The organism is Kitasatospora sp. NPDC004745 (assembly GCF_042873275.1).
In the GTDB taxonomy this organism is placed as follows: domain Bacteria; phylum Actinomycetota; class Actinomycetes; order Streptomycetales; family Streptomycetaceae; genus Kitasatospora.
Map to the genome: position 1 here is coordinate 129,091 of NZ_JBIALK010000021.1, position 26,132 is coordinate 155,222.

Annotated in this window: 31 protein-coding genes; 14 read left to right on the forward strand and 17 right to left on the reverse strand. The window is 75.5% G+C overall.

The window, feature by feature from the left end; all coding sequences use genetic code 11:
* Positions 1 to 94 precede the first annotated feature (94 nt).
* Positions 95 to 457: a MerR family transcriptional regulator gene (locus ACFYUY_RS28850; protein WP_360214259.1), complete on the reverse strand. Its 363-nt coding sequence runs from the start codon at positions 455 to 457 to the stop codon at positions 95 to 97.
* A gap of 32 nt (positions 458 to 489) precedes the next feature.
* A complete protein-coding gene (locus tag ACFYUY_RS28855; protein WP_360214174.1) occupies positions 490 to 1,257 on the reverse strand; it encodes an SDR family oxidoreductase in 768 nt (255 codons plus the stop codon).
* 219 nt (positions 1,258 to 1,476) lie between these two features.
* Between ACFYUY_RS28855 and ACFYUY_RS28860 the strand changes: the two genes are divergently transcribed.
* From ACFYUY_RS28860 to ACFYUY_RS28875, 4 genes are all read left to right on the forward strand, one after another.
* On the forward strand, positions 1,477 to 1,935 hold the full coding sequence (locus ACFYUY_RS28860; RefSeq protein WP_387904931.1) for a group II truncated hemoglobin: 459 nt from the start codon (positions 1,477 to 1,479) through the stop codon (positions 1,933 to 1,935).
* Positions 1,932 to 2,486 carry a GNAT family N-acetyltransferase gene (locus ACFYUY_RS28865; RefSeq protein WP_387904933.1) on the forward strand — a complete coding sequence of 185 codons (555 nt, stop codon included), beginning with the start codon at positions 1,932 to 1,934 and terminating at the stop codon, positions 2,484 to 2,486. Before ACFYUY_RS28860 ends, ACFYUY_RS28865 begins: the two co-directional genes overlap by 4 nt.
* Positions 2,487 to 2,490: 4 nt before the next feature.
* Positions 2,491 to 2,877: a VOC family protein gene (locus ACFYUY_RS28870; protein WP_360214180.1), complete on the forward strand. Its 387-nt coding sequence runs from the start codon at positions 2,491 to 2,493 to the stop codon at positions 2,875 to 2,877.
* Positions 2,878 to 3,047: 170 nt separating this feature from the next.
* A complete protein-coding gene (locus ACFYUY_RS28875) occupies positions 3,048 to 3,695 on the forward strand; it encodes an NAD(P)-dependent oxidoreductase (protein WP_387904936.1) in 648 nt (215 codons plus the stop codon).
* A 4-nt stretch (positions 3,696 to 3,699) separates the two neighbouring features.
* Here ACFYUY_RS28875 and ACFYUY_RS28880 read toward each other — a convergent pair whose 3' ends face one another.
* A complete protein-coding gene (locus ACFYUY_RS28880) occupies positions 3,700 to 4,482 on the reverse strand; it encodes a dioxygenase (protein ID WP_387904939.1) in 783 nt (260 codons plus the stop codon).
* A gap of 150 nt (positions 4,483 to 4,632) precedes the next feature.
* On the opposite strand from ACFYUY_RS28880, the gene ACFYUY_RS28885 reads away from it, so the two are divergent.
* Positions 4,633 to 5,100, forward strand: a complete 468-nt coding sequence (locus ACFYUY_RS28885; protein ID WP_360214261.1) for a MarR family transcriptional regulator — start codon at positions 4,633 to 4,635, stop codon at positions 5,098 to 5,100.
* A gap of 64 nt (positions 5,101 to 5,164) precedes the next feature.
* On the opposite strand, the gene ACFYUY_RS28890 is transcribed toward ACFYUY_RS28885, so the two are convergent.
* The 3 genes from ACFYUY_RS28890 to ACFYUY_RS28900 form a co-directional block, all read right to left on the reverse strand.
* Positions 5,165 to 6,406, reverse strand: coding sequence for an RNA polymerase sigma factor (locus ACFYUY_RS28890; protein ID WP_387904941.1), 1,242 nt, complete (start codon positions 6,404 to 6,406; stop codon positions 5,165 to 5,167).
* Between the two features lie 49 nt (positions 6,407 to 6,455).
* Entirely contained in the window at positions 6,456 to 6,830 is a 375-nt protein-coding gene (locus ACFYUY_RS28895; protein WP_360214188.1) for a YciI family protein, read from the reverse strand.
* Positions 6,831 to 7,007: 177 nt separating this feature from the next.
* A complete protein-coding gene (locus ACFYUY_RS28900; protein WP_387904944.1) occupies positions 7,008 to 8,519 on the reverse strand; it encodes a PucR family transcriptional regulator in 1,512 nt (503 codons plus the stop codon).
* Between the two features lie 420 nt (positions 8,520 to 8,939).
* Between ACFYUY_RS28900 and ACFYUY_RS28905 the strand changes: the two genes are divergently transcribed.
* Positions 8,940 to 9,413, forward strand: a complete 474-nt coding sequence (locus ACFYUY_RS28905) for a molybdopterin-dependent oxidoreductase (protein WP_360214192.1) — start codon at positions 8,940 to 8,942, stop codon at positions 9,411 to 9,413.
* Positions 9,414 to 9,529: 116 nt separating this feature from the next.
* Here the strand turns inward: ACFYUY_RS28905 and ACFYUY_RS28910 are convergent, their stop codons facing one another.
* Positions 9,530 to 9,949 carry a molybdopterin-binding protein gene (locus tag ACFYUY_RS28910; protein ID WP_387904947.1) on the reverse strand — a complete coding sequence of 140 codons (420 nt, stop codon included), beginning with the start codon at positions 9,947 to 9,949 and terminating at the stop codon, positions 9,530 to 9,532.
* A gap of 241 nt (positions 9,950 to 10,190) precedes the next feature.
* Here ACFYUY_RS28910 and ACFYUY_RS28915 point away from each other — a divergent pair, with 241 nt between their 5' ends.
* Positions 10,191 to 10,556 (forward strand): nuclear transport factor 2 family protein, encoded by a 366-nt coding sequence (locus ACFYUY_RS28915; protein ID WP_387904950.1) that lies wholly within the window; start codon positions 10,191 to 10,193, stop codon positions 10,554 to 10,556.
* Positions 10,557 to 10,645: 89 nt separating this feature from the next.
* A complete protein-coding gene (locus tag ACFYUY_RS28920; protein ID WP_360214198.1) occupies positions 10,646 to 11,164 on the forward strand; it encodes a GNAT family protein in 519 nt (172 codons plus the stop codon).
* A gap of 129 nt (positions 11,165 to 11,293) precedes the next feature.
* Here ACFYUY_RS28920 and ACFYUY_RS28925 read toward each other — a convergent pair whose 3' ends face one another.
* A complete protein-coding gene (locus tag ACFYUY_RS28925; RefSeq protein WP_387904953.1) occupies positions 11,294 to 12,328 on the reverse strand; it encodes a LacI family DNA-binding transcriptional regulator in 1,035 nt (344 codons plus the stop codon).
* A gap of 166 nt (positions 12,329 to 12,494) precedes the next feature.
* Here ACFYUY_RS28925 and ACFYUY_RS28930 point away from each other — a divergent pair, with 166 nt between their 5' ends.
* A complete protein-coding gene (locus ACFYUY_RS28930; protein ID WP_387904955.1) occupies positions 12,495 to 13,469 on the forward strand; it encodes a DUF4436 family protein in 975 nt (324 codons plus the stop codon).
* 48 nt (positions 13,470 to 13,517) lie between these two features.
* Here ACFYUY_RS28930 and ACFYUY_RS28935 read toward each other — a convergent pair whose 3' ends face one another.
* The 5 genes from ACFYUY_RS28935 to ACFYUY_RS28955 form a co-directional block, all read right to left on the reverse strand.
* On the reverse strand, positions 13,518 to 14,273 hold the full coding sequence (locus tag ACFYUY_RS28935) for a GNAT family N-acetyltransferase (protein WP_387904957.1): 756 nt from the start codon (positions 14,271 to 14,273) through the stop codon (positions 13,518 to 13,520).
* Between the two features lie 75 nt (positions 14,274 to 14,348).
* The gene (locus tag ACFYUY_RS28940; protein WP_387904959.1) at positions 14,349 to 15,443 is read right to left on the reverse strand and encodes a WD40/YVTN/BNR-like repeat-containing protein; all 1,095 of its coding nucleotides are present in this window, start codon (positions 15,441 to 15,443) and stop codon (positions 14,349 to 14,351) included.
* A gap of 129 nt (positions 15,444 to 15,572) precedes the next feature.
* Positions 15,573 to 17,051, reverse strand: a complete 1,479-nt coding sequence (locus ACFYUY_RS28945) for a dihydrolipoyl dehydrogenase family protein (RefSeq protein WP_387904962.1) — start codon at positions 17,049 to 17,051, stop codon at positions 15,573 to 15,575.
* A 192-nt stretch (positions 17,052 to 17,243) separates the two neighbouring features.
* On the reverse strand, positions 17,244 to 17,978 hold the full coding sequence (locus tag ACFYUY_RS28950; RefSeq protein WP_360214210.1) for an alpha/beta hydrolase: 735 nt from the start codon (positions 17,976 to 17,978) through the stop codon (positions 17,244 to 17,246).
* Positions 17,979 to 18,185: 207 nt separating this feature from the next.
* Positions 18,186 to 18,575 (reverse strand): thioredoxin domain-containing protein, encoded by a 390-nt coding sequence (locus ACFYUY_RS28955; protein WP_360214212.1) that lies wholly within the window; start codon positions 18,573 to 18,575, stop codon positions 18,186 to 18,188.
* Positions 18,576 to 18,740: 165 nt separating this feature from the next.
* Here ACFYUY_RS28955 and ACFYUY_RS28960 point away from each other — a divergent pair, with 165 nt between their 5' ends.
* The 3 genes from ACFYUY_RS28960 to ACFYUY_RS28970 are packed head-to-tail and all read left to right on the forward strand — an operon-like array spanning position 18,741 to position 20,770.
* Complete coding sequence (locus ACFYUY_RS28960; protein ID WP_360214214.1) at positions 18,741 to 19,355, forward strand: hypothetical protein; 615 nt, start codon at positions 18,741 to 18,743, stop codon at positions 19,353 to 19,355.
* 42 nt (positions 19,356 to 19,397) lie between these two features.
* Complete coding sequence (locus ACFYUY_RS28965) at positions 19,398 to 19,970, forward strand: sigma-70 family RNA polymerase sigma factor (RefSeq protein ID WP_387904967.1); 573 nt, start codon at positions 19,398 to 19,400, stop codon at positions 19,968 to 19,970.
* Positions 19,967 to 20,770 (forward strand): zf-HC2 domain-containing protein, encoded by an 804-nt coding sequence (locus ACFYUY_RS28970; RefSeq protein ID WP_360214216.1) that lies wholly within the window; start codon positions 19,967 to 19,969, stop codon positions 20,768 to 20,770. The genes ACFYUY_RS28965 and ACFYUY_RS28970 overlap by 4 nt, the downstream gene beginning before the upstream one ends.
* 58 nt (positions 20,771 to 20,828) lie before the next feature.
* On the opposite strand, the gene ACFYUY_RS28975 is transcribed toward ACFYUY_RS28970, so the two are convergent.
* Positions 20,829 to 21,545 carry a hypothetical protein gene (locus ACFYUY_RS28975; RefSeq protein ID WP_360214218.1) on the reverse strand — a complete coding sequence of 239 codons (717 nt, stop codon included), beginning with the start codon at positions 21,543 to 21,545 and terminating at the stop codon, positions 20,829 to 20,831.
* A gap of 192 nt (positions 21,546 to 21,737) precedes the next feature.
* Between ACFYUY_RS28975 and ACFYUY_RS28980 the strand changes: the two genes are divergently transcribed.
* Both ACFYUY_RS28980 and ACFYUY_RS28985 read left to right on the forward strand, forming a co-directional pair.
* Entirely contained in the window at positions 21,738 to 22,007 is a 270-nt protein-coding gene (locus tag ACFYUY_RS28980; RefSeq protein WP_360214220.1) for a DUF1876 domain-containing protein, read from the forward strand.
* Entirely contained in the window at positions 22,004 to 22,204 is a 201-nt protein-coding gene (locus tag ACFYUY_RS28985) for a hypothetical protein (RefSeq protein WP_360214222.1), read from the forward strand. Before ACFYUY_RS28980 ends, ACFYUY_RS28985 begins: the two co-directional genes overlap by 4 nt.
* Before the next feature lie 37 nt (positions 22,205 to 22,241).
* Here ACFYUY_RS28985 and ACFYUY_RS28990 read toward each other — a convergent pair whose 3' ends face one another.
* The 3 genes from ACFYUY_RS28990 to ACFYUY_RS29000 all read right to left on the reverse strand — a co-directional run bounded on the left by ACFYUY_RS28990 (position 22,242) and on the right by ACFYUY_RS29000 (position 26,112).
* Positions 22,242 to 22,682 (reverse strand): PPOX class F420-dependent oxidoreductase, encoded by a 441-nt coding sequence (locus ACFYUY_RS28990; protein WP_360214225.1) that lies wholly within the window; start codon positions 22,680 to 22,682, stop codon positions 22,242 to 22,244.
* Positions 22,683 to 22,716: 34 nt separating this feature from the next.
* The gene (locus ACFYUY_RS28995; RefSeq protein ID WP_387904972.1) at positions 22,717 to 24,327 is read right to left on the reverse strand and encodes a cytochrome bc complex cytochrome b subunit; all 1,611 of its coding nucleotides are present in this window, start codon (positions 24,325 to 24,327) and stop codon (positions 22,717 to 22,719) included.
* Between the two features lie 258 nt (positions 24,328 to 24,585).
* The gene (locus ACFYUY_RS29000) at positions 24,586 to 26,112 is read right to left on the reverse strand and encodes an MFS transporter (RefSeq protein WP_360214229.1); all 1,527 of its coding nucleotides are present in this window, start codon (positions 26,110 to 26,112) and stop codon (positions 24,586 to 24,588) included.
* Between the last annotated feature and the right edge of the window lie 20 nt (positions 26,113 to 26,132).

Below are 26,132 nucleotides of genomic sequence, written 5' to 3' on the forward strand. Positions count from 1 at the left end.
CCCGCCGCATACCCCCGATCGGGGGTGTCGCCCGCGCGGGCGTCCCCGTCCGCCGGTGCCGGCGCCGCCCGGGCCACCCGCCCGGGTGCCGGGGTCACGCTTTCGGGTGCGCCCCGGCCGCCGCGAGGGCCGCGACCAGCCGGTCCCGGGCCTCGGTCTGCGCGGCGATCCGGCGCTCCATGACGGCAAGCCGCTCCCGGGCGATCCGCAGCGCCTCCGCGGACGGAGCCTGCGCCAGCACGTCGCCGTCCAGGCAGCCGAGGAAGGGGCGGACGTCCTCCAGGGTGAACCCGGCCGCGACCAGCGCGCGGATGTTGCGCACCCGGACGGCGGCCTGCTCCCCGTACTCCCGGTACCCGTTGGCGGACCGCTCGGAGCCGATCAGCCCGGCCTGCTCGTAGTGCCGCAGGATGCGCGGCGTCGTGTCCGTCCGCTCGGCCAGCTCACCGATCCGCACCCGCACGGCCCCCGTTCCCGCTGCACGGCGCGTCACATCACGAGCGCGCCCCCGTCCACCGAGAACACTACCCCGGTGACGAACGAGGCCTGCGGTGAGGCGAGTTGGGTGACCGCCCAGGCGATCTCGGCGGGCTGTGCGATCCGGCCCAGCGGGGTGTGCGCGACCTGCCAGGCGCGCAGCGCCGCCAGCTGTTCGGGGCCCAGCCCGGTGTGCTCGCCGATCGGCGTGTCCACCGCGCCCGGCGCCACCGCCACCACCCGGACACCGCGCGGCGCCAGCTGGACGGCCCAGCTGCGGGTGACCGACTCCAGTGCGGCCTTGCCCGCTGCGTACACCGAGTCCCGCGGCCAGCCGCGCTGACCGACGGCGGTGCTGATGTTGACGATCACGCCCCGGCTCCGGGTGAGCGCGGGCAGCGCGGCCTGGCCGAGCAGCACGGGGGCGACCAGGTTGGTGGCGAGCAGGGCCCCGACGCGCTCCCGGGTGAGGCCGCCGAGCTCCCCGCCGCCGACGACCGCCGCGTTGTTGACCAGTACGTCCAGCCGGCCGTACCGCTCCGTGGCCTCCCGCACGATCGCCTCCGGGGCACCCGGCCCGGTGACGTCCGCGACCAGCGGCAGGATCCGCTCCGGATGCGCGGCCGCCGTCCCTTCCAGCGGTTCGGGCCGCCGCCCGACCGCCACCACCCGCACCCCCGGGCCCTGCGCGGCGAACGCCCGGGCGGTCTCCCGCCCGATGCCCGTCCCCGCCCCGGTGACCACCACGACCCGCTGCCGTTCCGTCTGCTCGTCGTCCATGCCCCGAGTCTGCGAGCCTGCCGCCAGTGGCAGGGTCAAGCGGGCGGGGTCGAGCGGGCGGGCGCTTTCCCGCCGGCCTCCCCACCGGCGGGGAGGCCGGCGTTCCACTTGCTGAGCCCGGCGCGAACAGGCGCCGACCGGTGCGCCGGAGCGGCCGTCCACCTGTTAGGAAGGGCGCAGCACGCGGAGTCCCGCACGCGAACCACGGGGAGAACTGCCATGGGCGACGAACGCTCGACGAACCTCTACGAGGCCGTCGGCGGCCTGGAGGCGCTGCGCCGCCTCAGCCGCACCTTCTACGAGGGGGTCCTCGCCGACCCCCTGCTCGCGCCGGTCTTCGCCGGCTTCACCACCACGCACGTCGAGCACGTCGCGGTCTGGCTGGCCGAGGTCTTCGGCGGCCCGGCCCGCTTCACCGCCGACCTCGGCGGCCACCAGTCGCTGCTCCGCTCGCACCTGGGCCTGGCCATCACCGAGGAGCAGCGGCTGCGCTGGATGGAGCTGATGGCCGACGCCGTGCGGGCGGAGCTGCCCGAGGACGAGCTGCTGCGGCGCCGGGTGCTGGAGTACTTCGACTGGGGCACCAGGATCGCCGAGGACGTCTCGGCCTCCCCGGCCGGAACCGACCTGGGGGACCCGGGCCCGACCCCGCGCTGGGGCTGGGAGGGGCTGCAGTGACGGTCGCCGCCGGTCCGCGGGCCCGGGGCCTGCTGCTGCGCCCCTTCGTGGAGGGGGACGCGCCGGCCCTGGTCGAGGCCTACCGGGACGCGACGCTGCGCCGCTTCACCCGGGTCCCGGTGGACGACGCCGAGCAGGCCGCGCACTGGCTGGGCCTGCAGGGGCGGGGCCGGGCGGAGGGCACCCGGTACAGCTTCGCGGTCCTGGAGGAGGGGGTGCTCGTCGCCAACGTCGCGCTCAAGCGCGGCGCCCCGGGCGGGCCGGTGGCCGAGGTGGGCTACTGGACGGCGGCCGCGGCCCGCGGCCGGGGGGTGGCCCCGCGGGCCGTGGAGGCGGTGACGGCCTGGGCGTTCCGGGCCTTCGCCGCCGAGGGCCTGGACCGGATCGACCTGCTGCACCAGGTGGACAACCGGGCCTCCTGCCGGGTGGCGGTCAAGAGCGGCTACGCCCTCCGGGAGGTGCTGACGGCCCTGCCGCCGGAGTTCCCGCTGGACGGCCACCGGCACTCCCGGAATCGGCTGGACGGATCGGGAGACGGCCGGTCAGAGTAACCGGATGGCTTCTCTGGTACGACATGTGACGATCGACTGCGCCGACCCGTACGAGCTCGCCCGGTTCTGGGCGCTGGTGCTGGACGGCACCCTGGGCGAGGACGACCACCCGGGGGACCCGGAGGCGGTGGTGGAGTCCGCGGGCGCCTCGCTGCTGTTCATCCGGGTGCCCGAGGGCAGGTCGGTGAAGAACCGCCTCCACCTCGACCTGCAGCCGCAGGACCGCGGCCGGGACGAGGAGGTGGCGCGCGTGGTCGCCCTGGGCGCCACCGTGCTGGCCGACCGCCGCACCCCGGACGGGAAGGGCTGGGTCACCCTGGGGGACCCTGAGGGCAACGAGTTCTGCGTCGAGCGCAGCCGGGCCGAGCGGGCCGCCACCGACGGCGCCTGACGGCCCGCCGCCGGTCCGTCCGCGGCTCCGTGACGGCCCCTCCCGCGGGGCGGGCCGTCACACGACAGGCCGCCGCCCCGGGCCCGCACGGGGACTCCGTCTGATAATCGGACCTATCCGGCGTCAGCCCTGCGGTGACGCCCCGCCCCGGAGGAACGGCAGGTACCCCCATGGCCAGGATCGCCGTGATCGGCGCCGGCGGCTCCATCGGCGGCGCGGTCGTCACGGAGGCGGCGGCGCGCGGGCACGAGGTCACCGCCGTGGTCCGCGACCCGGCCCGCTACCGGGGCATCGCCGCCGCCGTGGAGCGGGCGGACGTCCTGGACCCGGCGCAGGTGGCCCGGGTGGCGGCCGGCCGGGACGTCCTGGTCAGCGCCGTCGGCGGCGGCGACGGCCCGGGCCACCTGGCGCTCGTCGAGCCGGCCGCCCGGTCGCTGGTGGAGGGCCTGCGCTCGCTCGGCGGCGCGGCGCCCCGGCTGGTCGCGGTGGGCGGGGCGGGCAGTCTGGAGACCGCACCGGGCGTGCGGGTCTGGGACGCACCGGGCCTGCCGGAGCCGGTCCTGCAGATCATGCACGCGCACGGCGCCGCCCTGGACTACTACCGGACGGTCGCCGACGTGCGCTGGACGGTGCTCAGCCCGGCCGCCGAGCTGGTCCCCGGCGAGCGGACCGGCCGGTACCGGACCGGCCTGGAGCAGCTGCTCACCGACGCCGGGGGGCGGAGCCGGATCTCGGTGCCGGACTACGCGGTCGCCTTGGTCGACGAGGTCGAGCAGCCGGAGCACATCGGGGAGCGCTTCACCTGCTGCGCCCCGTGAGGCCTCAGCCCAGCTGGATCGACCGCTTCGCCAGCCCCATCCAGAACCCGTCGATGACGCTGCGCTGGCTGCCGAGGTCGGCCTCGCCGGCGCCGAGCGTGACGAACAGCGGGGCGAAGTGCTCGGTGCGCGGGTGGGCGAGCCGCCCGGCGGGGGCCTTGCGTTCGAAGTCGAGCAGGGCGTCGAGGTCCTGCGCGTCCAGGGCGCGCCGGCCCCAGTCGTCGAACTCGGCCATCACCGAGCTGATCCGGCCCTCGCTGCTGAGCGCGCGGAGGTTGTGGGTGAAGAAGCCGCTGCCGATGACCAGCACGCCCTCGTCGCGCAGCGGGGCGAGCCGGCGGCCGATCTCCAGCAGGCGCTGCGGGTCGAGGGTGGGCATGGAGATCTGCAGGACCGGGACGTCGGCCGCCGGGAACATCTCCACCAGCGGGACGTAGGCGCCGTGGTCGAGCCCGCGGTCGGGGATGTCCTGGACGGGGGTGCCGGGGGCGCGCAGCAGTTTGCGGACGCGCTCGGCGAGCTCCGGAGCGCCGGGTGCCCCGTACCGGACCCGGTAGTAGTGCTCGGGGAAGCCCCAGAAGTCGTACACCAGCGGCACGGTGGTGACGGCGCCGACGGCGAGCGGGGCCTCCTCCCAGTGGGCGGAGACCATCAGGACCGCGGTGGGCCGGGGCAGGCCGGCGGACCAGGCGGCCAGTTCACCGGGCCAGACCGGGTCGTCGGCGAGCGGCGGCGCGCCGTGCGAGAGGTACAGGGCGGGCATGCGCTCGGGAGCCGCGGTGCTCATGGCGTCCTCCTCCGGGGTCGGACCGGGGTGCGTGGGGGCGGGGTGCCGGGTGGGGCCGGCGAGGTTAGTTCAAATTTGAACGTCTCGGAGTCGACGGTACACCTTCGTTCGAATTTGAACAACAGGAGTAGGCTTCACCCCATGTCCACACTGAACGAGCCCCGCTGGCTGGACCAGGACGAGATGGCCGCCTGGCGGGGCTTCGTCGTCGCGAGCAACCTGCTCAACCGCCGGCTGGAGCGCCAGCTCAAGGAGGACTCCGGCCTCTCGCACCAGCAGTACGAGATCCTGGTGCACCTGTCCGCCGCCCCGGCCGGGTCGCTGCGGATGACCGAACTCGCCGACAAGCTGGTCACCTCCAAGAGCGGCCTCACCTACCAGGTCACCCAGCTGGAGCGGATGGGCCTGGTCGGTCGCCGCTCCTGCCCCAGCGACGTGCGCGGCGTCTTCGCCGAACTCACCGACCAGGGGCGGGAGGCGCTGCGGCAGGCCGCGCCCGGGCACGTCGCCCTGGTCCGCGAACTGCTGATCGACGTGCTCACCCGCGAGCAGCTCGCGGTGCTCGCCGAGGGCCTCGGCGAGGTCAGCGCCCGGCTGCGCCTCGACGACGCTCCCTGACGGCGCGCCCGACGAACTGGCCGGCCCGGCGGCCCCGTGTCCGCCGGACCGGCCCCGGGCGGGCTCAGGCCGGCCCGTCCCCGGTCGCGGCCGCCCGCTCCCGCAGCAGCTCCCGCTCCCGCTCGTTGCGGGTCAGCTCCGCCGCCCGCTCGAACTCCGCCCGCGCCTCCGCCGCCCGCCCGAGCCGGTCCAGCAGGTCACCGCGCACGCTGGGCAGCAGGTGGTAGCCGCGCAGCGCCGGCTCAGCCGCGAGCGCGTCCACCAGCTCCAGCCCGGCCGCCGGCCCGCGGGCCATCGACACCGCCACCGCCCGGTTCAGCGCCACCACCGGGGACGGCGTCAGCACCAGCAGCCGCTCGTACAGCGCGGCGATGGTCGCCCAGTCGGTGTCCTGGTAGCGCCGGGCCTTGGCGTGGCAGGCCGCGATCGCGGCCTGCACCGAGTACGGGCCGGTGCCGGCCCGCCCCAGTGCGTCGAAGCCCCGCCGGATCAGCAGGCCGTCCCAGCGGGCCCGGTTCTGTTCGGCCAGCAGCACGGGCCGTCCGTCCGGGCCGGTCCGGGCCGCCGTCCGGGAGGCCTGGAACTCCAGCAGGGCGGCCAGCCCGTGCACCTCCGGCTCGCCCGGCATCAGTCCGGCCAGCACCCGGGCCAGCCGCAGCGCGTCCTCGCACAGCTGCGGGCGCAGCAGGTCGTCCCCCGCGGTGGCCGAGTAGCCCTCGTTGAAGACCAGGTAGACCACCTCCAGGACGGAGGAGAGCCGCTCCGCGCGGTCCGCCCCGTACGGCACCTCGAACGGCACCCGGGCCCCGGCCAGCGCCCGCTTGGCCCGGACGATCCGCTGCGCCACCGTCGCTTCGGACACCAGGAAGGCCCGGGCGATCTCCGGGGTGGTCAGCCCGCCGAGCAGCCGCAGGGTGAGCGCGATCCGGGCCTCGGCGGCCAGCACCGGGTGGCAGGCGGTGAAGATCAGCCGCAGCAGGTCGTCGTCGATGTCGTCCGGCTCGACCGGCTCCGGCGCCGGGACGTCCTCCAGGGACCGCCCCACCTCGGCGAGTTTGCGGGCGTAGACCTCCCGGCGGCGCACCAGGTCGATCGCCCGGTGCTTGGCGGTGGCCGTCAGCCAGGCGCCCGGGTTGTCCGGCACGCCCGACCGCGGCCACTGCTCCAGCGCGGCCACCACGGCGTCCTGCGCCAACTCCTCGGCGATGCCGACGTCCCGCACGATCCGGGTCACCGCGGCGATGATCCGCCCGGACTCGATCCTGAAGACCGTCTCGACGGCGACCGCCGCGTCCCTCTCCGTCACGGCCACCCATCAGAACAGTCGGCGGAGAGGGAGGCAAACGGACCCGCGGCTACGCCTGGGGCGGCTGCGCCGCCTCGTCGATCTGCCGGACCTCCGCCTCGACCGTCCAGCCGTCCGGGTGGACGGTCAGGAACCGGCGGGTCCACTCCAGGGCCTCCGCCTTGTCCTTGCACTGCAGGATGGCGTAGCCGCCGACGACCTCCTTGGTCTCGGTGAACGGGCCGTCGGTGCAACCGATCCTCCCGCCGTTCCAGCTGAGCCGGGTGCCCTGGGAGGTCGGGGTCAGCCCGGCGGTCTCCAGCATCACCCCGGCCTTGGTGATCTCCTCGAACAGCGCCCCCATCCGCTTCTCGAAGTCCGGGTCGGACTCGAACCCGGCGGCGGCCTGCTCGTCGATGCGGATCAGCGTCATGAAGCGCGGCATGGTGACTCCTCGGTCGGACGGGCGGGGCCTCTCCCCGCCTCTCACCCCTGCGTCGAACGGGCCGACCGTGGATCGACACCGGCCCGGAGGAATTTTCCGCGGACGGCGGATCCGCCGCCCGCAGGCCCGCCGTCCGCCGCCGCCGGGGGCCGGAGGGTCACCGGCGGCGGCCGGGGGTCACCGGGCCGCCGCCGGCTGCGGTGCGCAGAGCAGGGCGGCCCGCAGGTCCAGCCGGTCCCGCAGGCGGGCCAGGTTGCGGCCGGTCAGCTCCTCGATCCGGCGGATCCGGTAGTGCACGGTGTTGACGTGGATGTGCAGCGACTCCGCCGTCCGGGCCCAGGATCCGTCGTGGTCCAGGAAGACGGCCAGGGTGCCCAGCAGCGAGACGCTGTTCTCCTGGTCGTGCGTGGTCAGCGGGGCCAGCAGCCGGGCGTGGAAGGCTGCCGTCACCTCCGGCGGGATGCCGCGCAGCAGCCCGTCCAGCGAGTCCAGGTCGGCGGCGCTGCCGACCGGGCCGGCCGAGCCCTCCAGCACGTACCGGGCCTGCACCAGCGCCGCCCGCAGGGCGGCGGGGGCGGGCGCGGCGGCCGGTCCGACGCCGACCCGCAGGGTGCGCCGGCCGGCCAGCCGGGCCTGGAGCGCGGGCCGGGCCCGGCGCAGCCGCTCGGCGACCCGTTCGACGGGCGCGGCCACCAGCGCGGCGGACCGCCCGGCGCGGTCGGTCCCGGCGGCGTACGGCACGCCGAGCGGGTGCAGCGCCTCGGCCAGCGCGTACGCGGCCCAGGCGGCGGGCGTGCCCGCGCCGGGGTCGTCGGCCCGGCCGCCGTCGATCCGCGCGGTGACGGCGACCAGCGCCTCGGTCTCGCCCAGCCCGCACCCGGCGAGCGGTTCGGCGAGCCCGCCCTCCCCGGCGAGCGCGTCCAGCAGCCGCCCGGCGGCCCGGCGCCGGGCGTCGGCGTCGGCGCGGGCCCGGGCGGCGAGCGGCGAGAGCAGCTCGGCCAGGCCCTGCAGCACGGGTTCGGCCGCCGCGGTGGCCAGGTGCGGGCGCAGCCGCCAGCCGTCGAACGGCGAGCCGTCCTGCGGGCCGACCGGCAGCCCGGTGTCGCCGCGGCCGGCGGACGGGACGGGCGTGGCGGTGGTGGCGACGGCCCGGCCGCCGGTGGTGGTGATCGAGCAGTCCGGGACCCCGAGCCGTCCGACGGCGTGCGCCAGCACCCCGCCGGCCCCGGCGTCGGCGCGCAGCAGGTCGAGCAGTTCGCGCCGGACGGTCTCCGGGATGGCGGCGGTGTCCTGGGCGCCGGCCCGCAGGTCGCCCCAGAGCCGCAGGTAGACGCGGTCGGTGACGGCGCGGAAGCTGACCCCGGCGGGCACCGCGAGCAGCGGGATGCCGTGGGTGCGGCAGGCCTCGGCGAGGCTGTCCGGGATGCTGCCGTGGGTGCCCTCGCCGGCCAGCAGCGCCGCCACGCCCGCGCTGCGCAGGGCGGTGGCGAAGCGCAGCGCGCCGGAGGCGTCGGCGGGCTGCCACCAGACCAGTCCGGTGAGCACGAGTTCGCCGGGCTGGAGGTAGCGGGCCGGGTCCTGGAGGTCGGTGGAGCTGACCCCGGTCACCGGGCGGTCGAGCAGGTCCGGCGTGCCCCAGGCCAGCCGGATGTCCAGGTCGTCGAGGTTCAGCAGGTCGCCGACGATCATCTCTCGCTCATCTCTCGCTCGCTCTCGCCTTGTGCTCAGCGCGGGACCGTGTCTCGCAAGTGCAAGGTTCAGGTGCGCACTGGCATCGTAAATGCAAGTGGGATGGCGGTGAATCGTCTTGTCGGATCATCCAGCGCGGGGCCCTTCGGCTGGTGCTGGGAACCAGTCGTCCGCCCGATTGCGGGGTTGCTTCAATCGGCGCGGGGCGCGTCGCAGCCTGTCTCCTCCGGCGCGCCCCGCACGTCGGCCGCCTCGTCCGCGCCGGCGCCGCGTGTCCGCGGATGCGAGCTGAAAGCGCCGTCCGCCATGGCGGATGCCACTGAAGGAAAGCTTTCAGCGTGGCTTCTGCGAATGCCCGGGCTCCCCCTCGGGTAACCCCCTCCCGGGTCGCGACGGTGCGGCCCGGGAGGAGGGAGCACCATGACCCCGGCCAGACCCACCGCGCTGACGGCGGCGCCCACCGTCCGGCTGCACGGCCACCTCGACCGGCCCGCGGAGCTGACGGTGGAGCAGCTGCGCGCCCTCCCGGCCCACCGCGTCGAGGTCGGCTTCGACTGCCTGAGCGAGGGCGAGCAGCGCCACGGGTACGAGGGCCCGGCGCTCTGGGACGTGCTGTGCGCGGCCGGGCCGCGGATCGACTTCTCCGGCCGCAAGCAGCGGCTGCGCTTCCTGCTGTCCGTCAGCGGTGCTGACGGTCACCGGGCCGTGGTGTCCTGGGCCGAGATCGACCCGGACTTCGGCGGCCAGCGGATCCTGCTGGCGACCAGCATGGACGGCGTGCCGCTGGACGCGGCCGGCCCGCAGCTGGTCGTGCCCGACGACCACTGCGGGGCCCGCTACGTCAGCGGCGTCACCGCGGTCTGGCTCGGCCCGCTGGGCGCGCCGGCGTCCTGAGCGGCCGACCGGCGGGCGTCCGCCCACGCGGGTGCCGCCGGGTGCCGCCGGGTGCCGCCGGGGGAGCCGCGCTGCGGGCCGGGCGGCGCGGGCCGCAGCGCGGCGCGTCGGGCGCGTCAGGCCGTCGCGAGCGAGACCTCGGTCGACTTGATCAGGGCGACGACCGGCGAACCGGCCGCCAGGCCCAGGTCGGCCGCCGCGTCCGCGGTGATCGCGGCGATCAGCGCGCCGCCCGCGACGTCGACCTTGACCCCGGCCATCGCGCCGCCGGTGGCGACCTCGGTGACCGTGCCGGGGATCTGGTTGCGGATGCTGAGCCCGGCGACGGGGCCGGTGGCCAGGGCGACCTCGGTGGACTTCACCAGGGCCTGGACGGAGCTGCCCGCGCTCAGCCCGAGGTCCTTCACGGCGTCCACCGTGACGGCGGCGGTGAGTTCCTGGCCCGAGTCGAGCCGGACCTTGACGGTGGCCATCACCTCGCCGGTGGTGACGGAGCTGACGGTGCCGGGCAGCTGGTTGCGGATGCTGAGGCTCATGCGGGGGCCTTCCGATCGTGTTCCGCGGGCGGAACGAGGGTGTTCCGGCCGTGCCGCCTTCCACCCTAGTGTGTGGAAAGTCGCAGGTCAGAGGGCATTTCGCGACGTGATCGACGCCCCGTCGCAGCTGCCATGGCGATCACCGCCCCCGGCTCGCATCCGCCGGTCGGCCCGGGCCGGGGATCCGCCGGGACCCTCCGGCCGGGTGTACGCCTGACGGTCCGTCGGGGACGATGGGGCCATGACCGTCGATCTCGCCTTCGCCGAAGGCTTCGCCCGGACCTGGGCCGCCGACTGGAACTCCCGCGACCTGGAGCGCATCCTCGCGCACTTCACCGAGGACGTGGTCTTCGCCTCGCCCCGGATCCGGGTGCTCACCGGCGAGCCGCTGGACGAGGTGCGCGGCAAGGAGGCGCTGCGGGTCTACTGGCGGCAGGGCCTGGAGCGCCTGCCGGACCTGCACTTCACCGTCGAGGACGTCCGCGCCTCGGTGGACACCGTGGTCATCAACTACCGCAACGAGCGCGGCCAGGCCGTCGCCGAGGTGCTGACCTTCCGTGACGGCCTGGTCTGCCGGGGGCTCGGCGCGTACGGCCCGGAGGCCTGACCCGCTCGCCCGGGCGGGGCGGATCGGGGCGGGGAACGCGGTGGACAAACCACTCGCCGGACGCGGTTTTCCGTGTCAACATGCCCCATATGGGGACGATCCTGCGCGGCACCCTCGTCACGCTCCGCCCGGCCACGACCGAGGACATCCCGGCCCTGGTGGCCATCCGCGCCACGCCCGAGGTCTTCGCGCGCTGGCGGGGCGGTGACGACCTGGCCGACGCGGTCGCCACCGACCTGGCGGAGCCGGACACCGAGACCTTCGCGGTCGACGTGGGCGGCCGGGTGGTCGGCGCCATCCAGTGGTACGCCAACAACGACGACGAGTACCGGCACGCCGGCATCGACCTCTACCTGGACCCGTCGGTGCACGGCCTGGGCCTGGGCACCGACGCCGTCCGCACGATGGCCCGCCACCTGGTGCACGAGCACCACTACCACCGGCTGATCATCGACCCGGCCGCGGACAACGCCGCCGCGATCCGCTGCTACAGCAAGGTCGGCTTCCGTGCGGTCGGCACCATGCGCCAGTACGAGCGGGGTCCGGACGGCACCTGGCACGACAACCTGCTGATGGACCTGATCGCGGACGAGCTGGTCGACGGCTGACCCGGAGCGGCCCCCGGCGCGAACTCCCCGAGCGTGCGGACGACTTGTCGTCCACGCACCCGGGGACCGGCTCGGCTGACGCCCTGCAGGCCGGTGTCGGGCCCGCGTCGGACCGGTGTCGGACCGGCGTCAGCCCCGGGACGCGCCGTCCGCGGCCGGGCAGCCGCAGGAGCGCCGCAGCACCAGCCTGGCCGGGAACGTCCGCGCCCCGGTGGAGCGCTCCTCGGCCCCGCCGAGCACGAGGTCCACGGCCGCGCGGGCCATCTCGTCCTGCCCGGTGGTGACGGTGGTCAGCGCGGGCCCGGCGATCACCGCCTCGGCGATGTCGTCGAAGCCGGCCACCGCGAGCTGCTCGGGCACCCGGATGCCCAGGTCGTCGGCGGCCCGCAGCAGGCCGATCGCCTGGTCGTCCGTCGCGCAGAACACGGCGGACGGCCGGTCGGGCCGGGACAGCAGGGTGAGCGCCTCGGCGTGCGCCCGGACGCGGTCGAACGGCGCCGCCGTCAGCCTCCCCGCGGGGGTCAGGCCGACCTCGGCCAGCGCGGCGGCCCAGCCGGCCGTCCGCCCGGTCACCGGGTCGTGCGGGCTGAGCGAGAGCGTCCCGCCGAAGCAGTGCACCTCGGCGTGCCCGTGCCCGAGCAGGTGGCGGACCACCTCGCGGGCGCCGCCCTCGTCGTCCGCCACCACGGCGACGCCGCCGGAGCTCTCGGCCCGGTGGTGCAGCAGGACGACGGGCGTGCCTTCGCCCACGTCGAAGCCGGTGAGGCCGGGGGTGGCCGGGTCCTGGGTGACCAGGATCAGGCCGTCCACCTGCATCCCGAGGAAGGCGCGGATGTAGTGGGCCTCGCGCTCGTCCACGTAGTCGGAGTTGCCGATCAGCAGCAGTCGGCCGTGCTCGGTGGCGGCCTGCTCGACCGCGTGGGCGAGGCCGGCGAAGAACGGCTGGCGGGCGTCCGGCACGACCATCCCGAGCAGGTTGGTCCGCCGCCGGGCCATCGCCTGGGCGACCCGGTTGGGGCGGTACCCGAGCTCCTCCACGGCCGCGAGCACCCGCGCCCGGGTCGCCGGCGCCACCGGCCGCGGTCCGTCGTTGATCACATAACTCACGACCGCCGTGGACGTCCCCGCCACCCGTGCCACATCGTCCCGCGTCACCCTCGCCATGCCCGCGAGCCTACACAGCGGCACCGACCGGTCCCTCGCCCGCCGGTGCCGCCGCCCACCGCCGGGACTCGATCGGCCCCCTGCGGTTGCGGGGCCCGCGGCCCGGGCCGGAGGGTGGCGGGACAGGCGCCGACCCGGCGCCCCCGCCGACCGTGGGAGCAGGCCGATGACCGCCTCGCCGCACCGGCGGGCCGTCCGGTCCCCGCGCCCGGCGGCCCGGCCGCGGGTCCGGATCCCCGGCCGGGCGCGGGCCGCGGTCGCCCCGCCGGCCCGGCCGAGGGTGCGGCCCTGGCGCGCCTACGCGGTGCTCGCGGTGATCGCCCTGCTGGTCGCCGCCGGGCTACTGCTCTACTTCGACGAGCGCTCCAGCCGGGGCCACGTCCAGGTGGTGGGCCCGGAGAGCTCCGAGACCGGCCCGGACGTCCTGGAGGTCTACGTGCTGCTCCAGCGGGTGGACGCGGCCGCGCAGACGCTCACCACCAAGATCCTGGTCGAGCCGCACGGGGCGCTGCAGGTGCCGGACCGGCCGCTGGTCCCGGTCCAGGACGTGGTGCTGGAGACCACCTCGCTGGAGCAGACCACGCTCCGGTACCCGGCGGGCCAGCAGATCCCCTCCGGCCTGGTCTCCTTCAGCCTGGTCGGCGGACGGATCACCGACTACCCCTTCGACCGCTACCACACGGCCATCGGCTTCCAGGCGACCGTCGGGGGCAGACCGGTGCCCGTGGTGATCGGGATCGAGGAGGGCGACCCGTTCTTCGCCTTCCGGCAGGGCGAGCAGGAGAGCGAGGACTTCGCCGTCGGGGTGACGGAACGGATCAGCCGCTCGCGCAGCACCTTCATCCTGGCCTGGTTCATGATCGCCGCGATGTGGGCGCTGGCGCTGTCGGTGCTGGTCGCGGCCTGGCTGATCGTCCGGCAGCGGCGCGGGATGCTCTGGCCGGCCCTGGGCTGGATGGCCGCGACGCTGTTCGCCCTGGTCGGCATGCGCAACGCCGCGCCCGGCAGCCCGCCGATCGGCTCGCTGCTGGACTACGCGGCCTTCTTCTGGGCCGAGCTGCTGGTCGCGGTGGGCCTGACCATGGTGGTGGTGCGCGGGGCGCGGATCGAGGGCGGGCACGGGCCGGACCGCCGGCCCTAGGGGCGGCAGCACACCCCGGGGCCCGCCCCGGCCCGCCGGCCGTAGGCCTCAGCGTCCGTCCGGCACGATCACGGTCAGCGCGGTGCTCAGCAGGGTGAAACCGAGATGCTCGTAGACCCGGCGGGCGGGGTTGCCGTCGGTGACCGCCAGCCGCACCTCGGGGAGCCCCCGCCCGGCGGCGTCGCCGACCACCCGGCGCAGCAGGTCGGCGCCGAGGCCGCGGTAGCCGCGCTCCGGGTGGCGGAACACCTCGGCGACCCACGGCACGCCGTCCCGGTCGGTGAGCACCACCCCGGCGACCACCGCGCCCCGCGCGTCCACGGCGAGCACGCTGGACGGCAGCACCGGCCCGATGGCCTTCCCGGCGAGCAGCGGGACGAGCCGTTCGGCCAGCGCCCGGGCGTCGTCCCCCGCGAAGCGGTCGACGTGACCGGGGGCGAAGGCGGCCCGCCAGGCTTCGAACAGCTCCTCGGGGGCGCGGTCGCAGGGCGCCGCGTGCAGGCCCGCCCGCAGGGGTGCGGCGGCCCAGTCGGCGGGCGGCGGGTCGGTGCGCAGGTCCCGCCCCAGGGTGTGGGCGTGCCGCAGCACGGTCGCGCCGTCGTCCAGCAGGGCCCGCCCGAACTCGGGGGTGCCGGAGACCACCCACCCGGCCATCCGGGACCGGACGAAACCCACCGGGTCCGCGGCGCCGTCCCGCACCTCCAGCAGGTCGGCCCAGGGCCGGCCCTCCCGTTCGCCGGGCAGGTAGTCCACCACCGGCACGCCGTCGTCGTCGCAGCCCGTCACCCGGTCCGTCTCGGTCACGCCTGGCCCCCTCGTCGGGATCGTCCGTCCGCCGCTCATGCTCGGCGACGGCGCGGCCGCGGGGCAAACGGATTGTCAGGCGACCACCGCGGCCCGGACGCAGAGCACGTCCGGCAGGTGGGCGAGCAGCTGCGACCAGCTCTCGCCCTCGTCGCGGCTGCCGTAGACGTCGCCGGTCCGGTTGCCGAAGTAGATCCCGGCCGGTTCGGCGTCGTCGGTGCGCAGCGCGTCGCGCAGCACGACGCCGTAGTGGTCCTCGCCGGGCAGCCCGTCGGCGAGCGGCTGCCAGCTGTCGCCGCCGTCGGTGGTGCGGAAGATCCGGCAGCGCCGGCCGGGCGGGACGCGGTCGTCGGAGCCGCCGAGCGGGAACAGGTAGGCGGTGCCGGCCCGGCGCGGGTGGGCGGCGACGGCGAAGCCGAACTCGGCCGGCAGTCCGTCGACGATGGAGTGCCAGTTCGCGCCCCAGTCGTCGCTGCGGTAGACGCCGCCGTGGTTCTGCAGGTAGAGGCGGTCGGGGTGGACCGGGTCCGGTGCGATCTTGTGCACGCACTGGCCGAACTCCGGGTACTGGCCGCCGGGCGGGAGGAACTCGGCGCGCAGGCCGGTGTTGGAGGGCTGCCAGCTGTCGCCGCCGTCCTTGCTGCGGTAGACGCCGCCGCTGGAGACGGCGACCAGCAACCGCTGCGGGTCGCGCGGGTCGGTGAGGACGGTGTGGAGCCCCTGGCCGCCGTAGCCGGCGCCCCACTCGGCGCGCTGCGGGTGGTCCCAGAGCGACTCGACCAGGGCGAAGGTCTCGCCGCCGTCCTCGGACCGGAACAGCGCGGCGGGCTCGGTGCCCGCGTAGACGACGCCGGGCGCCTCCGGACCGGCCGGCTGGAGCTGCCAGACCCGGGTGAGCGAGGCGCCGGTGGACTCCGGGAACCGGATCGCCGGCCGCGCCGGCTCGGTCCAGGTGGCGCCGAGGTCGTCGGAGCGCCAGACCGACGGCCCCCAGTGGCTGCTGTCGGCGCCGACCAGCAGCCGGGTGCGCCCGGCGCGGCGGTCGACGGAGACGGCGTAGACCGCGTTCATCGGGAAGTGCGGCCCGCTGAACTCCCAGTCCAGCCGGTCACGACTGCGGCCGAGAAAGAGGCCCTTCTCGGTTCCGACGGCCAACAGCACCTCGGTCATGCCTCACACCACCTGGTCGACGCGACGCCCCCGGGACGGCCCCCGACTGCCAGTGTCCCGCCGTCCACCGGCGGCCACACCTCGCCGCGCCGGGTCCTGCGGAGGTGCTCGCCGCCGGGGGCCCGGAGCTCAGCCCCGGCAGCCCTCCAGCAGCCGCAGCCACACCTCGCTGATCGTCGGGTAGGCGGGCACGGCGTGCCAGAGCCGGTCGATGGGCACCTCGCCGACCACGGCGACGGTCGCCGAGTGCAGCAGTTCGGCGACCCCGGGGCCGACCAGGCACGCCCCGACCAGCACCTGCCGGTCGAGGTCGAAGACCACCCGGGCCCGGCCCCGGTAGTCGTCGCCGTACAGCGAGGCCCCGGCGACGGCGCCGAGGTCGTGGTCGACGGTCCGGACCCGCAGCCCGGCCCGCTCGGCCGCCTCGAGGGTGAGACCGACGGCCGCGACCTCCGGTTGGGTGAACACCACCTGCGGCGCTCCCGCGCTGTCGGCAGACGCGGCGTGCACGCCCCAGCGCGCGGTGTCCAGCGCACGCCCTTCGGCGCGGGCCGCGATCGCCCCGCCGGCGATCCGGGCCTGGTACTTGCCCTGGTGGGTGAGCAGCGCCCGGTGGTTGACGTCCCCCACGGCGTACAGCCACTCCCCGTCCACGCCGAGCACCGTGCAGCTGTCGTCCACCTCCAGCCAGTCGCCCGGCTTCAGCCCCACCTGCTCCAGCCCGACGTCGGCGGTGCGCGGGGCCCGGCCGGTCGCGTAGAGCACCTCGTCGACGGTCAGCCGCTCGCCGTCGCCGGAGCCCTGCCCGTCACCGGACGGCCCGCGGCCGGTGAGGGTCAGCACCACCGGCCCGGTGCCGCCTGTGCGCTCCAGCGCGGTGACCTCCACCCCGAAGCGGACGTCCACCCCGGCGTCCCGCAGCCCCTCGGTGACCAGCTCGCCCGCGAAGGGCTCCATCTTCGGCAGCAGCCCGGCGCCGCGCACCAGCAGCACCACCTCGGAGCCGAGCGCCCGCCAGGCGGCGGCCATCTCCACCCCGACCACCCCGCCGCCGACCACGGCCAACCGGCCGGGCACCGACGGCGAGCCGGTCGCCTCCCGGTTGGTCCACGGGTGGGCCTCCGCCAGCCCGGGCACGCCGGTGGGCAGCACCGGGCGGCTGCCGGTGCACACGGCGACGGCGTGCCGGGCGGTGAGCACCCGCTCGCTGCCGTCCTCGGCCTCCACCGTGACGGTCCGCACGCCGGCCAGCCGGCCGTGGCCGCGCACCAGGTCGATCCCGGTGTCCCGCAGCCAGCCGACCTGGCCGTCGTCGTTCCAGTGCGAGGTGAAGGAGTCCCGCCGGGCCAGCACCGCGGCCGGGTCCAGCCGGCCGTCGCCGACCGCCTCCCGGGAGCCGGCCACTGCGCGGGCGTCGGCCAGCGCGGCCACCGGGCGCAGCAGCGCCTTGCTCGGCATGCAGGCCCAGTACGAGCACTCGCCGCCGACCAGTTCGGCCTCCACGATCACCGTGCGCAGCCCGGCGGCGACGGCCCGGTCGGCCACGTTCTCGCCGGTCGGGCCGGCTCCCAGGACGATGACGTCGTACTCCTCGGCGGTGCTGGTCATGCCCCGTCCCTTCGGCTCGGGTCCGGCCGCCCCGCCGGACCGGCGCCGGGCCGCGTGCCCGGCGCCGTGCCCATCCTGCGACGTCAGCCCTGGTTCGCGCAGTCGAACACGCGGACCGGGCACGGTCGGGACAGTGCCGGGGCACGGTCGGGACAGTGCCCCGGCGCGCCCGGACGCGGCTCTCGCACCGGGTCAGAGCCGGGCCAGCTCCGCCAGCAGCGCCGCCGTGTCGTCCGGGCGGGAGAACATCGGCCAGTGCCCGGTGGGGAGTTCGCGCAGTTCCCAGTTCGGCCCGTCCAGCCCGGCGAACCAGGGGTGGCCGGACGCGACCATCGCCCGCACCTGGGCGATCGGGAACGAGCAGGACACCAGGGCCTGCGGCAGCGCCGCCCCCGCGCCGGTCAGCCGCAGCCGGTCCCGGTAGGCCCCGGCCGGCTGCGGGGTGGCCCGCTCACGGATCCGGGCCAGCGCGGCCCCGTCCAGACCGGCCGCGCCGGCGCCGTGGGCGGCGAGGAACTCCCAGGACGGCATCGGCAGGCGGCCGTCCACCACCGAGGCGTCGGCGGCCTCGCGGTAGTCCGGCGGCCAGAGGTCGTACAGCGACCCGCCGTCGATCACCGGCCCGCTGTCCAGGTAGACCACCCGGCGGATCCGCTCGGGCATCCGGTCCGCCACCCCGCCCGCCGGGGCGCAGCCGCCGCTGTGCGCGACCAGCACCACCTCCCAGAGGTCCTCCCGGACCAGCAGGTCGGCCAGCGCGGTGACGTGGTCCGCCAGCCCGATCGGCTCACGGTCCCCGGCGCGCTCCGCGACCCCGGGCAGGGTGACCGGGTGGACGGCGTGCCCGGCCGCCCGCAGCGGAGCGGCCACCTCGTCCCAGGCCCAGGCGCCCAGCCAGAATCCGGGGACCAGTACGAACGTGCTCATGGGGGATCACTCCTCGTCGTGGTGCGGGGCCGTGTCGCGACGACTCTAGGGTCCGCCCCGGCGATCGGCCCGCAACCGGCGACGACCGGCGGGACGGGGCCCGGGGGAGGGGAGCGGATCCGGACGGCGCCGGCGGGGAGGACGCCGCCGGCGCGGAACGCACCGGGGCCCGGGGAGAGGACTCCCCGGGCCCCGACGCGGGTGGCCTCAGGCCTGGCCCCCGGCCGCCTGCTCCTCGGCGACCTTGCGCTTCACCTCGGCCATGTCCAGCCCGCGGGCCTGGCCGATCAGGTCCTCGAACACCGCCTCGGGCAGCGCACCGGCCTGCGAGAAGACCAGCACGCCCTCGCGGATGATCGCCAGCGTCGGGATGGACTGGATCCCGAACGCGGACGCCAGCTCCTGCTGCGCCTCGGTGTCCACCTTGGCGAAGACGAGGTCCGAGTGGCGCTCGGCCGCCTTCTCGTACACCGGGGCGAACTGCCGGCACGGCCCGCACCACCCGGCCCAGAAGTCGATGAAGACGAAGTCCTTGCCCTCCGGGCCGGGAACGATGTCGTCGAAGTTCTCCTTGGTCAGCTCGACCGTGCTGCTCATCTCGCGATTCCTTCCCTTCCGGAGGAGGCGGTTCAGACCGTGTGCTCGCGACAACCGCGCCCCCCGACGGGGTATTCCGGCGCCGGCCGGGGCCGGTTTGAGCAGTCGGGCGCCGCTTCGCGTACTTGAGGGTGTCCACCCGTCCACCGACCGCGGGAGCACCTCATGCGCAGCAATCGCCGAACCCGCCGGGCCGCCGTGCTGGCCGCCTCCGGCATCGCGGCGGCCGCCCTGGTCGCCGGTTGCGGGTCGTCCGGGTCCAGCGCACCCGCCGCGCCCGCGAGCCCGAGCGCACCGGCCACCCCGGCACCGAGCACCCCGGCACCGAGCACGCCGGGCACGGCGGCGAACACCTCCCTGCAGACCGCCACCGACCCGAAGCTCGGCACGATCGTCACCGACGGCGCCGGGTTCACCCTCTACCGCTTCGACCATGACCAGAGCAGCCCGTCGAAGGCCACCTGCAACGGCGACTGCGCCTCGCTGTGGCCGCCGGAGCAGGACAACGGCAACGTCATGCTCAAGGGCATCGACGCCAAGCTGGTCGGCAGCGTCACCCGCGACGACGGCACCAAGCAGGTCACCCTGAACGGCTGGCCGGCCTACCGCTACTCGCCGGACTCCAAGCCCGGCGACACCAAGGGCCAGGGCGTCGGCGGGGCGTGGTTCGCGCTGACCCCGAGCGGCGGCAAGGCGGGCACCACCGGGAGCTCCACCCCGATGCCGTCCACCCCCGCCAGCCCCAAGCCCAGTGCACCGAGCAGCGGCTACGGCTACTGAGCCGACCGCCGCGGTCCGTCCGCCCTCGACCGGGAGACCAGGGTGCGCAACGATGAAGTGGTGACCGAGGAGCATCCCGGCGGCGGCAGGTCCGCCCGCGGTACGGGGGCGCCGGACGAGGAGCTGATGCGCGCCCTCTACCACGAGCACGCCGGGCCGCTCTTCGGGTTCGTCCTCCACCTCGTCGCGGGGGACCGGCAGCGGGCCGAGGACGTCGTCCAGGAGACGCTGGTCCGGGCCTGGCGCAACATCGACCGGCTCGACCCGGGGGCCGGATCGCTGCGGCCCTGGCTGGTCACGGTCGCGCGGCGGATCGTCATCGACGGCCACCGCAGCGCCCGGGCCAGGCCCCGGGAGGTGGACGCGGCGGCACTGGAACTGATGCCCGCCGAGGACGAACTCGACCGTGCCCTGCGGATGATGACGGTCGCGGACGCACTGGGCGACCTCTCGGCGGCGCACCGCGAGATCATCGTCGAGACCTATCTGAAGGGCCGCACCGCAGCCGAGGCGGCCGCCGAACTCGGCATCCCGGCCGGGACCGTCCGGTCGCGGGTGTTCTACGCACTGCGCTCGCTCAGGCTCGCGCTGGAGGAGAGGGGAGTGACCTCGTGACCAAGCGCCCCGACCCCGTGCCCGGCGGCCCGGAGCAGGTCCCCGGTGTCCCCGGCGTGCCCGGTGCCCCCGGCGGGTCCGGCGGCGTCCCCGGCGCCGGACCGGACCACGTCGACGTCGGCGCGTACGTCCTCGACCTGCTGGAACCCGCCGAGCGCGCCGCGTTCGAGCGGCACCTCGCCACCTGCCCGCAGTGCACCGAGCAGGTGGCGCGGCTCGGCTTCGTGGAGCCGCTGCTGGCCGAGTACGCCGCCTCGGCGACGGCGGCCGGCCTCGATCCGGCCGGCCCGGCCCCGCGTCCGGGCCCGGAGCTCCTGGACCGGCTGGTCGCCGAGGTGGCGTCCGGACGGCGGCGGGGCCGGGTGCGGCGGCTGGTGCTGGCCCTGGCCGCGGCCGTGCTGGTGGCCACCGGCCCCGCCGTCACGGCCGCGGTGCTCACCGCCGGTTCCACGCCGGCCGTGGTCGCCGTCGCCGAGCAGTTCAGCGCCACCGACCCGGGCACCGGCGCCCGGGCCACCGTCGGCGTGGACGCGATGCCCTGGGGGAGCCAGGTGAGTCTGCAACTCTCCGGCGTCCACGGGCCGTTGACCTGCCGTCTGGTCGCCGTGTCGCACACCGGCGAGCGGCAGACGGTCACCACCTGGAGCGTCCCGGCCGGCACCTACGGGAACCCGGGCGGCCCCGCCGAGCTGCGCACCGGCGGCGGTGCGGCGCTCCAGCCGGGGGACATCGACCACTTCGAGGTGCGCGTCCAGAACAGCAACGCCCTGCTGGTCGCCGTCCCGGCGCACCGCGCCTGAGCCGTCCCGGCGCACCGCGCCCGAGCGGCGGGGGCGACCGCGTCCCGGGGCCGGCCCGTCACCACGCCGGATCGAAGCACGGACGCACCTCGTACGCCTCCAGCCGCTCGACCCGCTCCGGACCCCGGACACCAGGCCAGCGCGGGTTCGGCAGGCCTTGGCCGGTCATGTGCTCCCGCTGCCGGATCCCGCTCCTGCCGACCCGCAGGGCCGGCTCGAAGCTGTGCAGGCCGCCGCACGGACACGGCTGCCGCACCCACGCGCAGACCCGGCAGAGCCCGGCGAGGCCGTGGCCGGTCGAGAGCTCCAGGAGCGGCCCCTCCTCGCCGCAGCCCGGGCAGCCGGGCAGCTCGGCGCCGTCCAGCAGCGCGTTCTGCCGCCGCACGAAGTCCGGCAGCGCCAGCGGCGGGTGGATGAACGGGTCGTGCCGCCAGGCCGCGTCCGGCGCGCCCCACCGGGGCCGGCGCCACCACGGCGGCTCGGCCTGCCCGCGCCGCCCGGCCCGCTTCTCGGCGCGCCGCTGCGCCGCGTACCGCTCCGCCCGCGCGAGCCAGAGCACCCGAGCCCCGTGGAGCTCCTCCACGGCCCGCCCCAGCGCGTCCGGGTCGGCCTCCAGCAGCCGCGGGATCCGGGCGCTGAGCGTGAGGTGGTGGTACGTCGCGTGGTAGCCGTAGGGCGCGAAGGAGGTCAGGCAGGTCCGCAGGGCGCCGTGCCGGCGGTGGAGCGGGAGCCCGGCGTCGTGCACCCGGGCCCGGTGGGTGAGGAAGCCGGTCATCGGGCCGGCTCCCGGTACCGGGCCGGCTCCCGGTCCACGGCCCGGACGCGCACGCAGCCGTCCGGGGCGGTGGTCGGGGCGTGCGGGGCAGGCGTCATCGGCGTCATCGGCCGATCATGCCGGATCGGCTGGCCTGGTGTTCACGGTGGGTGCGGCGCACTCTGGAGGAGTAACCGATGGAGGTGATCCGCCATGCAGACTCTGGTCGGTTGGCACATCGAGATGGAGTTCCGCGAGGACGGTGCGCGGACGACCGCCGCCGCCATGCTCCGGCTCCGCGACGGCAGTGAACTACGGGCCCACGGCTACAGCAGCCGCCACCCCTCGGACCCGGAGCAGCTGCGGGTCGGCGAGGAGATCGCGGGGGCGCGGGCGCTCAACGACCTGGCCTCGCAGCTCCTCACCAAGGCCCACGGCGAGATCCAGGAGGTCAGCCCCGTCCCGACCCACCCGCTGACGTGAGCCGGCACCCGGAGGGCGACCACACCGGCGAGCCGTACCACACGCGCATCCCGCTGATCTGTCCGCGCTGCGGGCACGAGCAGCGGGTCGTGCCCGGCGGCCCCGGCCGGGCGGTCAAGGTCGTGCACGCGGGGACGGGCCAGGAGGCCTGCGAGTCCGCCGACCTGGCGAAGGCGCCGGAGGAGGGGGTCGGGTGAGGGCCTTGGCGCGCCCGCTGCGGACGGCGGACGCGCCTCAGTTGACGCAGTAGCCCGTCGGCGGCTCCCACTCCGGCCCGACCAGTCGGCGCTCCACCTCGTTGAGCGTGATGCGGATGCCGACCGTCCCGGCCAGCCCGACCCGGAACCTGCTGCGGGCCAGCGCGAGCACCGCCGTCAGGCCGTACTTGTTGATCAGCTCGGTGCGGTAGCGGGCGGTCGCGTCCTCGTCGCAGAGCCGGGCCCGGGCCGGGACGCTGCGCCCGGTCGGGCGGCCGTGGGCGTCGCAGGGGCCGACCAGCACCCGGGGGTGGTGCCGGATCCGTTCGGCCTCGCCGGAGTGCGCGGGGGTCCAGATGCCGAGCGCGGTGCCGTCGGCCACGACCCAGGTCTGCGAGTCCCGGCGGCTGCCGTCCTCGCCGAAGGTGGTGAGCCGGAGGTACTTGCTGTCGGCGAGCTGGTCGGTCCGGTGGTGCACGACGTCCTCCCTCTGGCGTGGGGGCCGGGCCCGGTCAGTGACCGTGGCCCCGGGTGATCCCGCGGTACTCCTCGGCGGTGGGGCCGGCGATCCGGGCGTGCTCGCCGTGCAGCCCGCGGGACAGCCTCGCGCGGACGCGGGTGAGCGCACCCGCGGGGCGGGCGACACCATTCTCGTCGACCCGGGCCGGTAGTTCGAGGGGGCGCGGCCGCTCGGGTGCCGTGAGCCGGTGCAGTTCGGCGGGCGCGAGCGGGGCGTGCACCTCGGTGTACTCGCCGTGCGGCAGACGCCGGACGACGCCGGTCTCACGCCCGTGCAGCACCTTGTCCCGGTCGCGCCGCTGCAGGCCGAGGCACCAGCGCTTGGTGATCACGAAGACGGCCACCGGGACGGCGAGGGCGCCGATCCGCACGGCGTACGTGATGGCGTTCAGCGACAGGTGCAGATGGGTGGCGATCAGGTCGTTGCCGCCGCCGGCCAGCATCACCAGGTACAGGCTGATCCAGGCGGCGCCGAGCGCGGTGCGGACGGGGGCGTCGCGCGGCCGGTCCAGCAGGTGGCGCTCCCGCCCGTCGGGGGTGAGCCAGGCCTCGACGAACGGGTAGGCCGCGACGGCGCCCAGGACGACCGGGAAGAGGGCGAAGGGGATCAGCACGCCCAGGTTGAGGGTGTGGCCCGCGAGCCCGACCTCCCAGCCGGGCATCACCCGGATCAGGCCCTCGGCGAAGCCCATGTACCAGTCCGGCTGGGCGTCGGTGGAGACCTGGTCCGGCCGGTACGGTCCGTACGCCCAGATCGGGTTGATGGTGGCGACGGCCGACACCAGGGCGATGACGCCGAAGACCAGGAAGAAGAACCCGCCCGCCTTGGCCAGGTAGACGGGCATCAGCGGCATGCCGACGACGTTGCGCTCCGTCCGGCCGGGCCCCGCCCACTGGGTGTGCTTGTGGTGGAAGACCAGGATCAGGTGGGCGACCAGCAGCGCGACCATGACGCCGGGGACGAGCAGCACGTGGACGGAGAAGAACCGCGGGACGACGTCGTGCCCGGGGAACTCGCCGCCGAACAGGAACATCTGCAGGTAGCTGCCGACCAGCGGTACGGCCAGCAGCACGCCCTCGATGAACCGGATGCCGGTGCCGGAGAGCAGGTCGTCGGGGAGCGAGTAGCCGAGGAAGCCGTCCAGCATGCCGAGGAAGAGCAGCAGGAAGCCGAAGAGCCAGTTGACCTCGCGCGGCTTGCGGAACGCGCCGGTGAAGAACACCCGCATCATGTGGACGAACATGGCCGCCACGAAGACCACCGCGGCCCAGTGGTGGATCTGCCGGATCAGCAGGCCGCCGCGGACCTCGAAGCCGATGTCGACCGTGGAGGCGTAGGCCTCGGACATCGGCACGCCCTTCAGCGGGACGTACGAGCCGTGGTAGACCACCTCGGCCATGCTCGGCTTGAAGAACAGGGTCAGCCAGACACCGGTCAGGATGATGATCAGGAAGGTGTACAGGCAGATCTCGCCCAGCATGAAGGACCAGTGGTCCGGGAAGACCTTGCGCAGGTTCGCCCTGGCCAGGGTGTGGATCCCCAGCCTGCCGTCCGCCCAGTCGGCGGCCCGTCGCCCCCGCCCTGGGGCCTGATTCCGGGTCATGTGCACGCACCTCAGTCCGATGGAAACGGGGATAGTTCCCCGTTTCACGCTGGGGCCACCATAATCGGGGAGTGATCCCCGTTTCCACCCCGGGGGGTGTCCCGGACCGCCCGGTGGTCGGACCGCCCGGGGCCGGACGGCCGGCCCGGCGCTGCGTGCGGGCCGCACGCGCCCGGAACCCGGAAACGGCGAGCGGCCCGCCCGGCGTCGTGGAGACACCGGACGGGCCGCGTACGCACCCGAGTGGACCCGCAGGCGTCAGTGCACCAGCACCGGCACCTCGTCGGCCTTCGCCGCACCGGCGCCCGACTCCTGGGCCAGCGACGGCCGGCCCGCGTTGACGAAGGTGAAGGCGATCGCGGCGGCCGCCACCAGGATCCCGAAGGACACCCAGATCGCGGTCGTGAAGCCGTGCACCATGCCGCCGAACTGCACGGCCTTGGCGGCCTGCGGCGAGGCGGCCGCGGCGCCGGCGTGGGCGGCCAGCCAGCTGGTGGTGGCGCTGGCCGCGATGGTGTTCAGCAGCGCGGTGCCGATCGCGCCGCCGACCTGCTGCGAGGTGTTGACCATCGCGGAGGCCACGCCCGCGTCCCGCGGCTGGACCCCGTAGGTGGCCAGGCTCATCGCCGGCATGAACGCGGTGCCCATGCCGAGGCCCATCAGGACCAGTCCGGGCAGGATCAGCACCGGGTAGGAGGTGTCCAGGCCGATGTTGGTCAGCAGCAGCATGCCCATCGAGGCGACCAGGAAGCCGGGCGCCATCAGGTAGCGCGCCGGGACGCGGGTCATCAGCCGGGCGCCGATCTGGGTCGAGCCGGTGATCATGCCCGCCACCATCGGCAGGAACGCCACGCCGGTCAGCACCGGGCTGTAGCCCAGCACGATCTGCAGGTAGTAGGTCAGGAACAGGAACAGGCCGAACATGCCGATCACGGCCAGGCCCAGCGACAGGTACACCCCGCCGCGGTTGCGGTTCAGCACCACGCGCAGCGGCAGCAGCGGGGCCTTGACCTTCCGCTCCACCAGCACGAACGCGGTCAGCAGCACCGCGGCCGCGACGAACAGCGCCAGCGTGCTGCCGGCCGTCCAGCCGCTGGACTCGGCGCGGGTGAAGCCGTACACCAGGGAGACCAGGCCGGTGGTCACCAGCAGGACGCCGGGGACGTCCAGACGGTTGCGGTTGCGGCCCTCGGCGGGCTCGCGGATCACCATGACGGCGCCGGCGGCGGCCACGATGGCGAACGGGATGTTGACGAAGAAGGTCCAGCGCCAGTTCATGTACTCGGTCAGCAGGCCGCCGAGGATCAGGCCGATGGCGCCACCGCCACCGGCGATCGCCCCGTAGATGCCGAAGGCCTTCGCGCGCTCCTTCGCCTCGGTGAAGGTCACCGCGAGCAGCGACAGCGCGGCCGGCGCGAGCAGCGCGCCGAACACGCCCTGCAGGGCGCGCGCGCCGAGCAGCATCGCGGTGTTGGCCGCGAAGCCGCCGAGCGCGGAGGCCACCGCGAAGCCGGTCAGGCCGACGATGAAGGTCCGCTTGCGGCCCCAGAGGTCCGCGATCCGGCCGCCGAACAGCAGCAGGCCGCCGAAGGCCAGCGCGTAGGCCGTGATCACCCACTGGCGGTTGCCGTCGGAGATGCCCAGGTCGCGCTGGGCGGACGGAAGGGCGATGTTCACGATGGTGGCGTCGAGGACGACCATCAGCTGGGCGAGGCCGATGAATATCAGCGCCTTCCAGCGCCGGGGATCGGGCAGCGTCGCCGGTCGGGCGTCGGTTCCAGGCATGGGGGTACTCACTTCACGGT

Bases quoted from the DNA above. Each gene is read 5' to 3' on its own strand.
- ACFYUY_RS28930 (WP_387904955.1), top strand. From the start codon at position 12,495: ATGACCGCCTCGCCGCACCGGCGGGCCGTCCGGTCCCCGCGCCCGGCG.
- ACFYUY_RS28975 (WP_360214218.1), bottom strand. From the start codon at position 21,545: ATGACCGGCTTCCTCACCCACCGGGCCCGGGTGCACGACGCCGGGCTC.
- ACFYUY_RS28980 (WP_360214220.1), top strand. From the start codon at position 21,738: ATGCAGACTCTGGTCGGTTGGCACATCGAGATGGAGTTCCGCGAGGAC.
- ACFYUY_RS28955 (WP_360214212.1), bottom strand. From the start codon at position 18,575: ATGAGCAGCACGGTCGAGCTGACCAAGGAGAACTTCGACGACATCGTT.
- ACFYUY_RS28900 (WP_387904944.1), bottom strand. From the start codon at position 8,519: ATGATCGTCGGCGACCTGCTGAACCTCGACGACCTGGACATCCGGCTG.
- ACFYUY_RS28870 (WP_360214180.1), top strand. From the start codon at position 2,491: ATGGCTTCTCTGGTACGACATGTGACGATCGACTGCGCCGACCCGTAC.
- ACFYUY_RS28910 (WP_387904947.1), bottom strand. From the start codon at position 9,949: ATGAGCCTCAGCATCCGCAACCAGCTGCCCGGCACCGTCAGCTCCGTC.
- ACFYUY_RS28855 (WP_360214174.1), bottom strand. From the start codon at position 1,257: ATGGACGACGAGCAGACGGAACGGCAGCGGGTCGTGGTGGTCACCGGG.
- ACFYUY_RS29000 (WP_360214229.1), bottom strand. From the start codon at position 26,112: ATGCCTGGAACCGACGCCCGACCGGCGACGCTGCCCGATCCCCGGCGC.
- ACFYUY_RS28915 (WP_387904950.1), top strand. From the start codon at position 10,191: ATGACCGTCGATCTCGCCTTCGCCGAAGGCTTCGCCCGGACCTGGGCC.
- ACFYUY_RS28880 (WP_387904939.1), bottom strand. From the start codon at position 4,482: ATGAGCACCGCGGCTCCCGAGCGCATGCCCGCCCTGTACCTCTCGCAC.
- ACFYUY_RS28940 (WP_387904959.1), bottom strand. From the start codon at position 15,443: ATGACCGAGGTGCTGTTGGCCGTCGGAACCGAGAAGGGCCTCTTTCTC.
- ACFYUY_RS28875 (WP_387904936.1), top strand. From the start codon at position 3,048: ATGGCCAGGATCGCCGTGATCGGCGCCGGCGGCTCCATCGGCGGCGCG.
- ACFYUY_RS28905 (WP_360214192.1), top strand. From the start codon at position 8,940: ATGACCCCGGCCAGACCCACCGCGCTGACGGCGGCGCCCACCGTCCGG.
- ACFYUY_RS28945 (WP_387904962.1), bottom strand. From the start codon at position 17,051: ATGACCAGCACCGCCGAGGAGTACGACGTCATCGTCCTGGGAGCCGGC.
- ACFYUY_RS28920 (WP_360214198.1), top strand. From the start codon at position 10,646: ATGGGGACGATCCTGCGCGGCACCCTCGTCACGCTCCGCCCGGCCACG.
- ACFYUY_RS28950 (WP_360214210.1), bottom strand. From the start codon at position 17,978: ATGAGCACGTTCGTACTGGTCCCCGGATTCTGGCTGGGCGCCTGGGCC.
- ACFYUY_RS28895 (WP_360214188.1), bottom strand. From the start codon at position 6,830: ATGCCGCGCTTCATGACGCTGATCCGCATCGACGAGCAGGCCGCCGCC.
- ACFYUY_RS28860 (WP_387904931.1), top strand. From the start codon at position 1,477: ATGGGCGACGAACGCTCGACGAACCTCTACGAGGCCGTCGGCGGCCTG.
- ACFYUY_RS28960 (WP_360214214.1), top strand. From the start codon at position 18,741: ATGCGCAGCAATCGCCGAACCCGCCGGGCCGCCGTGCTGGCCGCCTCC.
- ACFYUY_RS28995 (WP_387904972.1), bottom strand. From the start codon at position 24,327: ATGACCCGGAATCAGGCCCCAGGGCGGGGGCGACGGGCCGCCGACTGG.
- ACFYUY_RS28925 (WP_387904953.1), bottom strand. From the start codon at position 12,328: ATGGCGAGGGTGACGCGGGACGATGTGGCACGGGTGGCGGGGACGTCC.